Annotated in this window: 16 protein-coding genes; 11 read left to right on the forward strand and 5 right to left on the reverse strand. The window is 61.9% G+C overall.

Annotation, left to right across the window (positions count from 1 at the left end):
* The first annotated feature begins 175 nt into the window (after positions 1-175).
* The 9 genes from BFP96_RS18615 to BFP96_RS18655 all read left to right on the forward strand — a co-directional run bounded on the left by BFP96_RS18615 (position 176) and on the right by BFP96_RS18655 (position 8,535).
* On the forward strand, positions 176-799 hold the full coding sequence (locus BFP96_RS18615; protein ID WP_065936793.1) for a DUF1120 domain-containing protein: 624 nt from the start codon (positions 176-178) through the stop codon (positions 797-799).
* 15 nt (positions 800-814) lie between these two features.
* On the forward strand, positions 815-1,453 hold the full coding sequence (locus tag BFP96_RS18620; protein WP_065936829.1) for a DUF1120 domain-containing protein: 639 nt from the start codon (positions 815-817) through the stop codon (positions 1,451-1,453).
* Between the two features lie 33 nt (positions 1,454-1,486).
* Positions 1,487-2,107, forward strand: coding sequence for a DUF1120 domain-containing protein (locus BFP96_RS18625; protein WP_065895332.1), 621 nt, complete (start codon positions 1,487-1,489; stop codon positions 2,105-2,107).
* Positions 2,108-2,119: 12 nt separating this feature from the next.
* The gene (locus tag BFP96_RS18630; RefSeq protein WP_065895331.1) at positions 2,120-2,737 is read left to right on the forward strand and encodes a DUF1120 domain-containing protein; all 618 of its coding nucleotides are present in this window, start codon (positions 2,120-2,122) and stop codon (positions 2,735-2,737) included.
* 3 nt (positions 2,738-2,740) lie between these two features.
* Entirely contained in the window at positions 2,741-3,424 is a 684-nt protein-coding gene (locus tag BFP96_RS18635) for a DUF1120 domain-containing protein (protein ID WP_065936794.1), read from the forward strand.
* Between the two features lie 33 nt (positions 3,425-3,457).
* Positions 3,458-4,162, forward strand: coding sequence for a fimbria/pilus chaperone family protein (locus BFP96_RS18640; protein WP_065936795.1), 705 nt, complete (start codon positions 3,458-3,460; stop codon positions 4,160-4,162).
* Between the two features lie 116 nt (positions 4,163-4,278).
* A complete protein-coding gene (locus BFP96_RS18645) occupies positions 4,279-6,714 on the forward strand; it encodes a fimbria/pilus outer membrane usher protein (protein WP_170876027.1) in 2,436 nt (811 codons plus the stop codon).
* Between the two features lie 11 nt (positions 6,715-6,725).
* Positions 6,726-7,865, forward strand: coding sequence for a DUF1120 domain-containing protein (locus BFP96_RS18650; protein WP_065936796.1), 1,140 nt, complete (start codon positions 6,726-6,728; stop codon positions 7,863-7,865).
* 25 nt (positions 7,866-7,890) lie between these two features.
* Positions 7,891-8,535 (forward strand): DUF1120 domain-containing protein, encoded by a 645-nt coding sequence (locus BFP96_RS18655; protein WP_065895326.1) that lies wholly within the window; start codon positions 7,891-7,893, stop codon positions 8,533-8,535.
* On the opposite strand, the gene BFP96_RS18660 is transcribed toward BFP96_RS18655, so the two are convergent.
* Positions 8,532-9,797, reverse strand: coding sequence for a CynX/NimT family MFS transporter (locus tag BFP96_RS18660; protein ID WP_065895325.1), 1,266 nt, complete (start codon positions 9,795-9,797; stop codon positions 8,532-8,534). The genes BFP96_RS18655 and BFP96_RS18660 overlap by 4 nt on opposite strands.
* A gap of 220 nt (positions 9,798-10,017) precedes the next feature.
* Between BFP96_RS18660 and BFP96_RS18665 the strand changes: the two genes are divergently transcribed.
* The gene (locus tag BFP96_RS18665) at positions 10,018-10,329 is read left to right on the forward strand and encodes a type II toxin-antitoxin system MqsR family toxin (protein WP_065895324.1); all 312 of its coding nucleotides are present in this window, start codon (positions 10,018-10,020) and stop codon (positions 10,327-10,329) included.
* Positions 10,326-10,805 carry a type II toxin-antitoxin system MqsA family antitoxin gene (locus tag BFP96_RS18670; RefSeq protein ID WP_065897352.1) on the forward strand — a complete coding sequence of 160 codons (480 nt, stop codon included), beginning with the start codon at positions 10,326-10,328 and terminating at the stop codon, positions 10,803-10,805. The genes BFP96_RS18665 and BFP96_RS18670 overlap by 4 nt, the downstream gene beginning before the upstream one ends.
* A gap of 51 nt (positions 10,806-10,856) precedes the next feature.
* Here BFP96_RS18670 and BFP96_RS18675 read toward each other — a convergent pair whose 3' ends face one another.
* From BFP96_RS18675 to BFP96_RS18690, 4 genes are all read right to left on the reverse strand, one after another.
* Entirely contained in the window at positions 10,857-11,621 is a 765-nt protein-coding gene (locus BFP96_RS18675; protein WP_003171943.1) for an amino acid ABC transporter ATP-binding protein, read from the reverse strand.
* Between the two features lie 11 nt (positions 11,622-11,632).
* On the reverse strand, positions 11,633-12,730 hold the full coding sequence (locus tag BFP96_RS18680; protein ID WP_016978216.1) for an amino acid ABC transporter permease: 1,098 nt from the start codon (positions 12,728-12,730) through the stop codon (positions 11,633-11,635).
* Positions 12,731-12,740: 10 nt separating this feature from the next.
* Entirely contained in the window at positions 12,741-13,922 is a 1,182-nt protein-coding gene (locus tag BFP96_RS18685; RefSeq protein ID WP_065936797.1) for an amino acid ABC transporter permease, read from the reverse strand.
* A 72-nt stretch (positions 13,923-13,994) separates the two neighbouring features.
* Complete coding sequence (locus BFP96_RS18690) at positions 13,995-15,026, reverse strand: amino acid ABC transporter substrate-binding protein (RefSeq protein ID WP_016978213.1); 1,032 nt, start codon at positions 15,024-15,026, stop codon at positions 13,995-13,997.
* Between the last annotated feature and the right edge of the window lie 176 nt (positions 15,027-15,202).

The raw sequence follows: 15,202 nt of genomic DNA on the forward strand, positions 1-15,202 counted from the left end.
CCCTCGCAGCCCCCTCGCTAAATTGTGTCCACCCCAAAAAGAGGGAAGGTTTGCCACTCCCCGGCAACCGCAAAAAACTTCGAAACCGCCGCCAAGCCAACCCCCTCGCTCACTCAGGAACGGGCGTTGACCTGCACGCGTTTCAATCTGCCCGACTGCAATGGAATGAGTTGAAATGAAAACCCCTGTATCCCTGTTGAGCAGTGCCCTGCTGCTCGCCATGACCTCCTCGGTGTTCGCCGCCAGCAGCGTCGACCTGACCGTCAAAGGGCTGATCACACCCAGTGCCTGTACACCCAGCCTGCCAGGTGATGTGGACTTCGGGAAAATCGCCGCAAAAGACCTGAACCTCGACAAAACCACCACGCTTGAGCGCAAGACCGTGCAACTGAGCGTCAACTGCGATGCGGCGACGCTGTTCGCCATTGACCCCATCGACAACCGGGTCGGCTCCGCTATCTACCCTAGCTCCTTCGGGCTGGGCATGATCAACGAAAACCAGAAGCTGGGCAGGTATCAATTGGCGTTCAGCAACCCCGTCGCCGAGATCCCCTCCACGCTCCTGGCCAGGTACAACGGCGAGGAACGCTGGAGCCAGTTGATGCCTGACGATGGCATCGCCCCCAACGACCTGGTGGCACTGGGCAGTCGTGGCGACACCGGTTGGGCGCCGCACCCGATCAAGGACGCGATCCTGGACGTCACGCTCTACACCTCCATTGCCCCGGCAAGAGACCTGACCTTGACCGACGAAGTGGCGATCGACGGTTCCGCGACCTTTGAAGTCAAGTACCTGTAAATGGACGCTTCCACCATGAAAACCTCCCTGTGCCTGTTGAGCGCTGCCCTGCTGCTCACCATGACCGCCTCGGTGTTTGCCGCCAGCAGCGTCGACCTGGCCGTCAAAGGGCTGATCACGCCCAGCGCCTGCACCCCCACGCTGGCCCAGGGCGGCGTTGCCGACTATGGAAAGATCGCCGCCAGGGATCTTCGCGAAAACCAATCCACCCCCCTGCCGGCCACCACCCTGCAGCTGAACCTGAGCTGCGAGGCGGCAACGCTGTTTGCACTCGACGGTGTGGACAATCGCGCCGGCTCCTCGAACAGCCCCGACGATTACTCCTACGGCCTGGGGGTGATCAACGACACGGAGCGGGTGGGCAATTTTGTCATCATCGTCAGGGATTACCTCGCAGACGGCCTGCCGGTGAGCAAGCTGGTCTCAACAAACAACGGCACCACCTGGAACGAGAACAGTGAGGACGCCATCTGGATGCGCGGCCGACTCACCGCCTTCGGGAACAACGCCAATGGAAACTGGGCGCCCATCGCGATCAAGACGCTGAACAGCAACCTGGTGGTACACCCCTTTATCGCCGCGTCCAGTGAGCTGACCCTGACCCGGGAACAACCGATCGATGGCTCCGCCACCCTGGAAGTGGTGTACCTCTAACCCTTCATCTTCGTACTAAGGAAGGTTTAAACGATGACTTACCTGAGCGCTGTTCCCTTGGCCGTCCTCTTGTTGGGCGCCTCATCTTTCACGCTGGCAGGCAGCAGCCAGGACCTCACGGTCAAGGGCATCATCACCCCGAGTGCCTGCGCGCCCATGGTCTCCGGTGATGGCACGGTTGACTTCGGCAAGGTATCAGTCAGAGACCTCAACCCCGACACCTACACCGACCTGCCCAGAGAAACCATGCTGCTGAGCGTGCGTTGTGAAGGGCCGACCATTTTCACCCTGAACACCATCGACAACCGCGCCGGCACCACCGCCAGCCACTTCGCCTGGCATGGCCTGGGCGTGACAGCCAACGATGAAAAAGTCGGCGATGCCGGGCTCGGCCTGTACAGGCCAGTGGCCGATGGCGTGCCGGTACGCACCATCACCTCCCGGGATGGCGGCGTGACCTGGATGCCCTCGGTGATGCTCAGCCATACCTTGCTGACGGCGGTCGCCGACAACGACGGCCTGGCGCCGATTGCGGTCCAGGCGCTGGACGCCGAAATACGCCTGATCACGCACATCGCCCCCGCCAGCAGCCTGACGCTGACCGACGAAGTGCCCATCGACGGCCACGCCACTGTGCAAGTCAATTACCTCTAAGGAGCTCCCCCGATGAAAACCCGATTGACCACCCTGGCCGCCAGCGTACTGCTGCTCAACTCGGCAACGACCTTTGCCGCGTCCAGCGTGGACCTGACCGTCAAGGGCCTGATTGTGCCCAGCGCCTGCACCCCCAGCCTTTCCGGCGGCGGCGTGATCGACCACGGCAAGGTGTCCGCCAAGGATTTGCACCCGGACAGGGGAACGGCGATTGGGGTGAATACCCTGTCGATGAGCGTCAACTGTGACGCGCCGATCCAGTTTGCCCTGCACCCCATCGATAACCGCGCGGCCTCAGGCCTAAGCACGGACTTCGGCCTGGGCTTTATCAATGAAACCCAGAAGCTGGGCCACTTCTCCCTCACGTGGCGCGGCATGGTTGCCGACGGCGTGAGCGTTCAACCCATCGCATCAATGGACCAGGGCAAAACCTGGTACGCCGAGAAATTCTGGGAACCGAGCATGTACATGGCGGCGGCGTCGATGAGCGACGACACCCAGCCGCTGTCGATCAAAGACCTGAGCGTGGATCTGGAAGTGCTCACGATCATTAACCGCGCCGACAGCCTGGACCTTAGCAATGAAGTCACCATCGATGGCTCGGCCACCCTTGAAGTGAAGTACCTCTAACCTATGGCCGCCCATCCTCCGACCACCTGCAGGCATGGGCTGCGTCTTACGTTGCCCGAGCCCTGTAGATGGATGCGCATCTTCATCGCCGGGCTTTGCCTGGCCACGATGACCGCAGCCCATGGGGCTTCGGTCGTCGATCTGACGGTCACCGGCCGGGTAACCCCGGATGCCTGCCATATCGAGCTGACCCATGACGGCACCGTCGATCACGGCAAGATTGCGTCCCACAGCCTCAAAGACGACGAGTTCACCGTGCTGCCGATCCAGATGCTCGAACTGCGCGTGCAGTGCGCCAGGCCTATGCTGTTTGCGCTGGTGGGCATCGATAATCGCGCCGAATCTTCGTCGGCTCCCGATTATTTCTACGGGCTGGGCAGGAACATCCACGTCCCCGAAGAGCGCCTGGGCTCCGTGGCGCTGGCCTATCGCAACGCGGTGGGCGACGCGCAGCCCATGCAGGTATTGGCCTCCGCCGACAACGGTGAAACCTGGTCGCAGGAGCCCAATGCCTACCCCGGTACCCATATGGCCTTTGCACCGACGGGTGACCGTCAACCCGACTTCATCAGCCAGTTGATCGTCCAGCTTCAAGTGAGCACCGCCATCAACTTCTCGCGTTACCTGACCCTGGACCAGGAAGTCCCGCTCGACGGAGCCATCGTTCTGGACCTGCGCTACCTCTGATCGATCCTCTTTTTGGCCTAATGGAAACCCGTCATGACGACGACATTCTCAAACACCGCTGTGGGCCTCCTTGCCTTGTTCCTCGTGCTCGGCAATCAGGTAAAAGCCGACGGTATGGTCCCGGACACCTCCGTGGTAATCGTGCATGAAGAAGACAGCGAAGCGTCCGTGTCGGTGACCAACACCGACAACCAGCTCGCCCTTTTGCATGTCACCTTGCAGGATATTGCGGAGGACACCGAACCATTGCTGGTGGTGACGCCGCCGCTGTCACGGGTCGAAGCGTCCAAATCCCAGCTGGTGCGTTTCATTTTGCAAAACCAGCAGCCATTGCTCACCCAACGGCTTAAACGCGTGGTGTTCGAAGGCATGCCCCAAGGCCGCGCAGCCACCGCCGCCGGGCATGCCCGCGTGGGCGTGACCGTGCGCCAGAACCTGCCGGTGATCGTGCACCCCAAGGGCCTGGCCCCCAACCGCACACCCTGGACCGACCTGACCTGGACACTGCGCGACGGCCAGTTGCAGGTGCGCAACGACACGCCGTATGTGGTGCGGCTGGCGCAGGAGCTGCGACTGCTGCCCGGCGACGGCAGGGCCATGCTGCCGCGCACCTACGTACTGCCGGGCGAAGCCTTGAGCGTCCCGGCCAGCGGTAGCCAGGCACGTACGGTAAGGCTGCAACCGGCCACCGTGTACGGGTTTGCGGTCAAGGCCTACGACGCACCGATCAGTTTCTGACGCAACACCCAGGCGGCATCATCCACCGCCGCCTGAGTCACGCAGTGACCGCTCATTGAGCGTCACCCGAACGCCTGGACCACAAGCCCTAGGCGTTCACCACCCGAGTACCTTGCTTGAAAACAGTATTGAGTTACCGTGACGGCGAAGCCGTGCCCGATCCCTCTGCCGGCGCCGCCCTGCCGCTGGTGTTGCTGCTGTGTGCGCTGCTACCGGCCAGGGTCTGCGCCGAGGATGCCAGCCCGTCCGGGTTCGATGCACAGACCTTGCATCAACGTGGCATCGATCCGCAGTTGGCCAGCCTGTTGCTTTCTGCACCGCGCTACGCGGCCGGGCAACATACCGTCAATCTGCGCGTCAACGGTCAGCCCCGTGGCCGCTTGGCGGTGAATTTCGATCAGCAGGGCAATCTGTGCTTTGACCGCACCTTGCTGGACGGCGCCCAGCTGATGCGTGCCGATGAGGCGGCCGGGTGCGAGGATTTCCTTGTCCGCTACCCGCAAACCCTGGTGGAGCCGGACCCGGCAACGCTGACGGTGTCGCTGGTGGTACCCACCCAAGCCCTGCGCACGGTGCAGCAGGATATCTCCGGCTACCAAACCGGTGGGTTAGCCGGGCTGCTCAACTACGACCTCAGCGGCTTCTACAATCGCTTCGGTGATGACGCCAGTCGCTTTGGCTCGGCCAATACCGAGGTGGGATTCAATGCCGGCGACTGGATCGTGCGCAGTCGCCAGGTGCAGACCTGGCAGGATGGCCTGTCACGCAGCACCCACTTGGAAGCCTATGCCCAGCGCACCTTCGCCAGCCACCAGGCGGTACTCCAGGCAGGGCAAATCAACCTGTACAACCCGGTACTGTCCGGCGCGCAGATCACCGGCGTGCAGGTGCTCACCGAACACGCCCTTCAAGAACAGGGCCAGGGCGCGCAGATCCAGGGCATCGCCAACAGCCCGGCCCAGGTGGAGGTGCGCCAGAACGGCGCGTTGATTCATTCCACCGTCGTGCCCGCCGGGCCCTTTACCCTCACCGATGTGCGTCGCTTGAACACGCGCTCGGACGTCGAAGTCACGGTCAAGGAAAGCATCGGCGGCGAGCGGCGTTTTACCGTGCCGGCGGCGATGCTCGGGCTCGGGCTGCCGGCGCCGGGTTACTCCGTGGCGGCGGGCCGGGTGCGCAATGTGGGCGATGCCAAAGGCGATGATCCGTGGGTAATCAGTGGCGGCTGGACCGGCGCTCTGCACCCGCAGTTGACCCTGGGCACGGGCGTGCTGGCGGCCAGTGAATACCGCTCGATGGGCGCCACCCTGGGCGTGTTGCCGTGGCTGGATAGTCAGCTTCAGTTGTCCACTCAACTGTCCAACACCCAGGCCCGGGAAAAGGTGTCCGGCATACAGACAGATCTTTCCTGGTCCCAGCGCCTGGGCGAGCGATGGTCGATCAGCGCAGCCAATTCCTGGCGCAGCATCGGCTACCGCGAACTCGAAGAAAGCACTTACGCGCGCGACGACAACCACCGCGATTCGCGCTACCGCGACCAGCAAAGCCTCAACCTGGGCTGGTCCCACCCACGATTGGGTGCATTCAGCGCCGGGGTGTCGCGCTCGGCCAATTTTGCCGGCGACAGCAGCAGCCGTGCGCTGGCCTCCTGGGGCACAAGCCTGGGCGTGGTGTCGTTGTCAGCCAGTGCCGAGTGGCAAATGGGCGGTCGCCAGCAGCAGGACAACGCGGTGTACCTCACGATCGGCGTGCCGTTGGGCGAGAGTCGCCGGCTACGTAGCTGGGTGCGTAATTCCGGCGGCCAGAACCGCACCGGGCTGGGCATCACGGAACAGATCGACGACCAACTCGGCTATCGCGTCAGCGCCGAACACGACAGCAGCGACCATCAGGTGGAAACCACCCTGGGCGTGTCGGCATTGCCGCGCTACAGCCAGCTCGACGTGAGCTACAGCCGCTCCGATGCCGAGCGCTCCAGCTACCAGGGCAGTGCGCGCGGCGGTGTGGTGCTGCACGGCGGCGGCGTGACCTTTTCCCCCTACCCGGTGCGTGACACCTTCGCCCTGGCATCGGTGGGCGACATGAGCGGCATCAAGCTCAACACCCCCAGCGGCCCGGTATGGACCGACTGGCAAGGCCAGGCCGTGGTGCCGCAAGTGGCTGCCTACGGTCGCAGCCCGGTGGAAGTGCAGACGCGTTCATTGCCGCGCAACGCCGATATCAATAACGGCCTGGCAATGATCTCGGCCGGACGCGGTGCCGTGGAGCGCGTCGAATTCGGCGTCGGCCTGACCCGCCGCCTGTTGCTCACCGTCAGCACGGAACAGGGCGAACCGCTGCCCGCAGGGGCCTCCGTCAGCAGCGCTGATGGCGAGTTCATCACCCTGGTGCAGGACAGCAGCCAGGTGTTCCTGCCCAATGTGCTGGACCAATCGACGCTGTGGATAACCACGCCGCAAGGGCGTCGTTGCCAATTGCGCTACTCACTGCCGGAAAAAGCCGACCCCTCGGTGTACTTCGAAACGGCCCCCGCACGCTGTCATGCACCTTGAGGATTTCCGCCATGCCCCTTGCAACCTGCTTGCGTCAACTGTGCCTGTGGCTGTTGATCGGCGTCGCCGGCACTGCCCAGGCCATGGACGAATGCCAACTGAACGTCAGCGAACCGCTGCTGGATTTCGGCCTGATGAACCGCCTGGCGCAAAGCGACGGCGCGCCGGAACGCCTGCTCGGCGAACGCCGTCTGAGTGTGACCGTCAACTGCCCGCAGGCCGAAGACCTCAGCCTGTTCTACCGTGCAAAAGCCGCCAGCCCACAGCGCCTGCGGTTTACCGAACACGGCAGCTATGCCATTGAGGCCGGGAATGCCCTGCTCGATGGCCGGGCGGTGGAACTGGGTTTGCTGCCGGCCGTGGGTCAGGCACCCGTCGCCAATGGCAGCGTCGTGCAATGGCGACCCGGTCATGGCATCGCGCCGGTCGAACGAGGCGCTGTGCTCACGGGAAAAACCCTGGCGCTGCAATTGACCGTGCGCGCCTGGGCTGACCCTGCCGCCACCCAAGTGCGCGATGCCACCACCTGGGAAATCTCCGACATGCTGTACGGCGCACGCCATGGGCGCTACCGCGAACTGACGCTGCGTGCGCACTTTGCCCCGATCGCGTGCCTGCCGACGCTATCCGACCAGGGTGTGGTGGACTACAGCACTTTGTATGCCAAAGACCTCAACAGCAGCACTGAAACGCCCTTGCCCACTCGCACCCTGCGCCTGAACGTGACGTGCGACGCGCCGATCCGCTTCGCCCTGCACATGAAGGACAACCGCGATGGCTCGGCCACCGGCGGCATCGACGAAACCGCCTATGGCCTGGACCTGGATGCGAGCCGTGGCAAGATCGGGCGCTTTTACCTCACCCTCGATCCGGCGGAGTTCAGTGCCGATACCTTCCCCGCGTTGTACCGCACCGACTCCACCAGCAATGGCGTGGCGTGGAGCAGTTCCACCGCGCGGCAAATCCCCATGGCCGCCAACAGCATCATGGGGTTTACCGACAAAACCGGCGTCACCAGCGGGCCAGTGGCCCTGCAGACCCTGACCGGCACGATGCGCATCAAGACTTATCTTGCGCCCATGCAAACCCTGGACCTGCGCGAGGTCGTGCGGATCAACGGTTCCGGCACGCTCGAAATCGTCTACCCCTGAGCCATCACTGTGAGGAGTCCGTCCCATGAAAACCCGTCTCTTTTCCAGCCTGTTGCTACTGGCCAGCACCCCCTCGGTACTGGCCGCCTCGACTGTGGACCTGAGTGTCCATGGCCTGATCACTCCCGCCGCCTGCTCACCGCAGCTGTCCAGCGGCGGCCTGATCGACTACGGCAAGATCGCCCGGCAGGACCTGAACCTGGAGACCGCCACGCGCCTGCCGCCAAAGACCCTGCATATTGGCATCGCCTGCAATGGCCCCGTGCGCTATGCCTTGCGCATGCGCGACAACCGTGACGGTTCAGCCATGGTCAACAGCGAGATTTATTACGGCCTGGGGTTCGATAACAGCGGCAATCGCCTGGGGGTTTACTCCATGACCTTCGACCCAAGGCAAACCCAGGCCGGCAACACCGCGCAGGTCTATGGCACCGAATCCACCACCGGTGGCCTGGCGTGGCGCACGTCCAATCTCAACCCCATCGACATCGGTTCCAGAAGCTACCTGGGCTTTACCGCTGTCGAAGGCAGCGTCAGCGGGCCCACGGCCATCAGTCTCCTGGACGGCATTGTCACGGTGCAGACCGTGATCAATGCCCGGCAGAACCTGGACTTGAGCGTGGAGACCGCGCTTGATGGATCGGCCACGCTGGAAGTGGTGTACCTCTAGACTTGCTCGCTGGTGACTTGCACGTAGCGCGCACGCCCGGCACCGAGGCCCGCGACGATAGCCCCCAGGCCGATCACGGCGAAAATCCAGCCGATGGCTGTCCAGCCGCCGGTCCAGTCATGCACCAGGCCGACCGCGAAAGGGCCGAGAGACGCCAGGGTGTAACCGATGCCCTGGGCCATGCTCGACAGGTTGGCCGCCACGTGGGAATCGCGTGAACGCAACACGATCAAGGTCAGCGCCAGGCTGAAGGTACCGCCCTGCCCCAGGCCCAGCACAATCGCCCACCCCCATAAGCCCTCCAGCGGTGCGTAAAGACAACCGAACAAACCGCCCAGGGTCAGCAGCATCACCACCACGATTGCCAGGCGCTGATCCTTGCCACGGGTGGCGAGCCAGGGGGCGGCAAGGGAGCTGAGCAGTTGCACGATGATCGAGCCGGATAATGCCAACCCGGCCTCGGTGGCGCTCAGGCCGCGACCGATCAGGATCGACGGCAACCAGCCGAACACGATGTAGGCCAGCGACGACTGCAAGCCCATGTAGAGCGTGACCTGCCAGGCCAGTGGGTCGCGCAGCAGACCCTTTACACGATAAGCAACGCGGTGGCTGCCGTGCTGTTGGCCGACCTGCGGCAACCAGACCAATGCCGCCGCCAGCGCCGGCAGTATCCAGAAGCCCAGGCCAATGGTCCAACGGTCACCAAAGTAGTGACTCAACGGCACGGTAGCGCCCGCTGCCATGGCGGCGCCCAGGCACAACGCCATGGTGTAGACCCCGGTCATGGTCCCGGCCTGCCTGGCGAAATCACGCTTGACGATGCCCGGCAACAGCACGCCGATGATGCCGATGCTCGCACCGGCAATCAGGCTGCCGACGAACAGGCCCACTTCGCCGAACGAACTGCGCAGGATGATCCCGGCGGCCAGGGTCAATAGAATGCCCAGCACCACGCGCTCGGCGCCAAAACGTCGCGCCAGCATCGGCGCGGTCGGCGCGAACAGGCCCAGGCACAGCACCGGCAAGGTGGTCAGCAAGCCGGCCTTGGCGGCCGACAAACCCAGGCTGCTGGAGACTTCAGCCAGCAGCGGCGACAGGCTCGACAGCGCCGGGCGCAGGTTCAGCGCCACCAGAACCAGGCCGAGCAACAGCAACCAGGGTCGCGCCACGCTCGGCTGCGCGCGTTGCACACCCTCATCGTCGGCCTCGGCGTCAATCAGCAGCTCTTCAAGTTCAGTCTTGCGTTGCGTTTCAGGGGTCATTGATCAACTGCCGGCAGAGGGATTTGGCGCGTTGCGGATCTTGCCGAGCGCAGTGCCTGCAGCTCGCCTGCAGTACGGCCAATCATGGGATGAATTTTCCCACAGGCTATTCGGAGCTGCCTACAAAGGCAACGCACTAGGGTTCTTAGGCAGGAAAAGGAGCAGTATTTTCGATTGGTAAAATTACCCTTAGAGGGTAATTATTGGCCTCAGGTGTCTTATGGAAAAGTACACACCTCATTACGATTTGGCGGTGATAAAGGCGGATGTCAGGCGGCTTGGAGACCAGGCATTTACCGCAACTGCCAGGACCACAGGAAGGAAACTCGGTTTCACAATCCATGAAATGCGAGAGATCGTTTGTCAATTGCAAGCAAGGATGTTGTACAAATCAATGACTTCCTATGCCGACCATAGGGTCTGGCAGGACGTGTACCACATCAGTTCACACGGCATGGAGATTTACATAAAGGTCACTTACTGCATAGGCGGCACCCCACCGGTAATCTCCTTCAAGGAGTGCAACTCATGAAAACCCAACAATGCTGTATATGCGGTGCGCCCGAAGGAATGACACGCTTCGAGGGGCGCAGCGAAACCCTTAGCGTCAAAGGGATGGAGCGTCGTGTTGATGACCTTTCTGGCTGGGAATGCCATGTATGCCGGGACGGCATGTATGACCCCGATAGCTCAGCGCGCCACGCGAAAGCAGGTGATGAACTCATCCACGCTGCACGAAAAATGATCGGCACCGAGATGAAACGCATCCGCCGTAAGCTGCATCTCACACAAAAAGAAACGGTGGAGCTTTTGTCAGGCGGTGGCCACAACGCGTTTTCACGCTACGAACGCGGTGAGCTCCTGCCACCCAAACCCCTGGTGCTACTGATGCGGTTATTGGATCGCTACCCGCACCTGCTAGCTGATGCCAAGGTATTGGCCGAGGGTGCTGACATGCGGGGGTTCACCCATACCGTCAACACAGAGCATGAGGCGAAAATTTCATAGCCTTCAAGCAATAAACCCGGCACCAGGCCGGGTTTATTTTTCACCCATCGATCAATGCAAAATCTGGCTCAGGAACAACTTGGTCCGATCATTCTGCGGATTGTCGAAGAAGTCATTCGGCGCCGCCTGCTCAACGATCTCGCCCTTGTCCATGAAGATCACGCGGTTGGCCACGGTGCGCGCAAACCCCATCTCATGGGTCACGCACAACATGGTCATGCCGTCTTCGGCCAGGCCGATCATGGTGTCCAACACCTCCTTGACCATTTCCGGGTCGAGTGCCGAGGTCGGCTCGTCGAACAACATGATCTTGGGCTTCATGCACAGCGCGCGGGCAATCGCCACACGCTGTTGCTGGCCACCTGAAAGCTGCCCCGGAAACTTGTGGGCCTGCTCCGGGATGCGCACGCGCTCAAGGTAATGCATGGCGATTTCCTCGGCCTTGCGCTTGGGCATCTTGCGCACCCACATCGGCGCCAGCGTGCAGTTCTGCAGGATGGTCAGGTGCGGGAACAGATTGAAGTGCTGGAACACCATGCCGACCTCGCGGCGGATCGCTTCGATCTGCTTGAGGTCGTTGGTCAGTTCCACGCCATCGACCACGATGCGGCCCTGCTGGTGCTCTTCCAGACGGTTGAGGCAGCGGATGGTGGTGGACTTGCCCGAACCCGACGGGCCGCACAGCACGATACGCTCGCCCTGCTTGACGTTGAGGTTGATGTCTTTCAACACGTGGAACTGGCCGTACCACTTGTTGACGCCCTGCATCTGGATAATGCCTTCAGGGCTCACAGGCTGTTTGATCGCTTCGCTCATAACAACAACTCCTAACGCTTGTGGCCTGTGTCGAGCTTGTGTTCCAAATGAATGGAATAGCGCGACATACCAAAACAGAAAATCCAGAACACCAGGGCGGCGAACACGTAGCCTTCGGTGGCCATGCCCAGCCATTTGGGGTCAGCGGCGGCTTGCTTGACGCTGTTGAGCAGGTCGAACAGGCCGATGATGATCACAAGGCTGGTGTCCTTGAACAACGCGATGAACGTGTTGACGATGCCGGGGATCACCATCTTCAGGGCTTGCGGCAGTATCACCAGGCCCATGCTGCGCCAGTAACCCAGGCCCATCGCCGCAGCCGCTTCGTACTGGCCCTTGGGAATCGCCTGCAAGCCGCCGCGCACCACCTCGGCCACGTAGGCCGACTGGAACAGGATCACGCCGATCAATGCGCGCAGCAGCTTGTCGATGCCCATGCCTTCAGGCAGGAACAGCGGCAGCATCACCGAGGACATGAACAGCACGGTGATCAACGGCACGCCGCGCCAGAATTCGATGAAGGTCACGCAGACCACCCGAATCGCCGGCATGTTCGAACGCCGTCCCAACGCCAGCATGATGCCCAGCGGCAACGCGCCGGCAATGCCCACGGTGGCGATGACCAGGGTCAGCATCAAGCCGCCCCACTGGCTGGTGGCCACGTTGGTCAGCCCGAACGCACCGCCGTGAAGCAGGAAGAACGCGATGATCGGGTACAGCACCAGAAAGCTCAGGCCATAGACCGCCTTGCGTTGAAAGCGCGAGATGAACAACGGCGCTACGCCGACAATCGCCAGCCAGACGGTGAGGTCTACGCGCCAGCGCAGATCGCCAGGGTAGTAGCCGTACATGAACTGGCCGAAGCGCTGTTGGATGAATACCCAGCAGGCGCCTTCCTTGGTGCAATCGGCGCGGGTGGTGCCGACCCAGTTGGCATCGATGATCGCCCAGCTGAGGATCGGCGGCACTACCAGGTAGATCAGGTAGAACGCCAGCAACGTCAGCAGCGTGTTGAGCCAGCTGGAAAACAGGTTGGCGCGCATCCATGCCATCGGCCCGAAGACTTTGTTCGGCGGCGGCATATCAGGTTTGAACGTATGTGAACTCATGGGCGTTTCCTCACCGCTCGATCAGCGCAATGCGCTTGTTGTACCAGTTCATCAGCAGGGAAATGCTGATGCTGATCGCCAGGTACACGCTCATGGTGATGGCAATGACTTCGATGGCCTGGCCGGTCTGGTTGAGCACCGTGCCGGCAAACAGCGAAACCATTTCCGGGTAACCGATACCGGCGGCCAGTGACGAGTTTTTCGCCAGGTTCAGGTATTGGCTGGTCAGCGGCGGAATGATCACCCGCAGGGCCTGCGGGATGATGACCTTGCGCAGCGTCGGCCCGGGGCGCAGGCCCAGGGAACGTGCCGCTTCGGTCTGGCCATGGCTGACCGACTTGATGCCCGAACGCACGATCTCGGCGATAAACGCAGCGGTATAGACGGTCAGCGCCAGGGTCAGTGCCAGCAGTTCAGGGATCAGTACCCAGCCGCCGACGAAGTTGAAGCCTTTGAGCTCGGGCATTTCCCAGTGCAGCGGCGCGCCGAAGAGCAACGCGCACAACGCCGGGATCACGATGAACAACGCCAGCCCCGCCCAGAATTTATGGAACGGAACACCGGTGGCTTCAAAGCGCTTGTTGGCCCAGCGTGCCATCAGCACGATTGCCACGATGGCAACCACGACGCTGGCCACGAACGGCCAGAAACCATCAGCGGCAATCGCAGCCGGCATGTTCAGGCCACGGCTGCTGACAAAGAAGGTGTCGCCGAAATTGTGACTGTTGCGCGGCCCCGGCATGGTCAGGAACACCGCAAAGTACCAGAACAGGATTTGCAGCAGCGGCGGAATGTTGCGGAATACTTCCACATACACGGTCGCCAGCTTATTGATCATCCAGTTCGGCGACAGCCGCGCCACGCCGATGATGAAGCCGAGCAGGGTCGCCAGGACCACACCGATCACGGTCACCAGCAAGGTGTTGAGCAAACCGATCACAAACACCCGGGCATAGCTGTCCGACTCGGTGTAATCGATCAAGTGCTGCGCGATGCCGAAGCCGGCACTGCGCTCGAGAAAGTCGAAACCCGAGGTAATGCCCCGGTGCAGCAGGTTGGTCTGGGTGTTATTGAAGAGGTACCAGCCCAGCGAGACCACCGCCACAATCGTGATGATCTGGAAGAGCCACGCACGCACTTTGGGATCGCTGAAGCTGAGCTTCTGCTTGGGTGCGCCGATTTGATTTTGCATGAAGTGCCCCGAAAAGAATGGAACAGAACATCACCCGGCGGTTGGCCCACCGGGTGACAGAACCATCAGCGATCAGCGCACAGGCGGTGCGTATTGAATGCCGCCGTTGTTCCACAGCGCGTTCAGGCCACGGTCGATTTCCAGCGGGGTGCTCTTGCCCAGGTTGCGCTCGAACACTTCGCCGTAGTTACCAACTTGCTTGACGATCTGCACGACCCAGTCTTTCTTCACTTTCAGGTCTTTGCCGTATTCGCCGTCAGCACCGAGCAGACGGGCGACGTCCGGGTTCTTGGTGGACTTGGCTTCAGCTTCAACGTTTTTGGAGGTGATACCGGCTTCTTCAGCATTGAGCATGGCGTAGCCAACCCAGCGCACGATGGCCAGCCACTCGTCGTCGCCGTTACGCACGACCGGGCCCAGGGGCTCCTTGGAAATGGTTTCCGGCAGCACCACGTAGTCCTTCGGCGCGGCCAGCTTGCTGCGCTGGGCGAACAGTTGGGACTTGTCGGAGGTCAGCACGTCGCAACGCCCGGATTCCAGCGACTTGGCGCTTTCATCGGAGGTGTCGAAGGTGATCGGGGTGTATTTGAGGTTGTTGCCACGGAAGTAGTCGGAAACGTTCAGCTCGGTGGTGGTACCGGCCTGGATGCAGATGGTTGCACCGTCCAGTTCCTTGGCGCTTTTCACGCCCAGCTTGTTGTTAACCAGGAAGCCGATGCCGTCGTAGTAGGTGATGAAGCCCGGGAATTTCAGGCCCATGCCCGCATCGCGGGAGCTGGTCATGGTGGTGTTGCGCGACAGGATGTCGACTTCGCCGGACTGCAGCGCGGTGAAACGCTCCTTGGCGTTCAACTGGCTGAACTTGACCTTGGTCGCGTCGCCGAAAACGGCGGCGGCGACGGCACGGCACACGTCAGCGTCGATCCCGAGGATCTTGCCGCTGGCATCCGGCACCGAGAAACCCGGCAGGCCGTCACTCACGCCACACTGTACAAAGCCTTTCTTCTGCACGGCGTCCAGGGTGGCGCCAGCCTGGGCAAAACCACTGACACCCAATACGGCCGCCGCGGTCACGATGGCCAGGGTGGATTTCAATACCTTCATTCAAACCTCCAGTTGCTCTTGTTGTGTCGGAGCTCCAACCTCAGCGCACCCTTATGAGGCGATATCGACCCGTGTTGGCTTTTTTTGGGGTCAAGCAGCATGAGATCTTTGCGGTAATTCCAGTTGCTTCCCCACAAGCGGCAGTCACTGATAGTGTTACCGCCCTGGGAGAGTTC

Source organism: Pseudomonas sp. 34 E 7 (assembly GCF_900005715.1).
Taxonomy (GTDB): Bacteria; Pseudomonadota; Gammaproteobacteria; order Pseudomonadales; family Pseudomonadaceae; genus Aquipseudomonas; species Aquipseudomonas orientalis_A.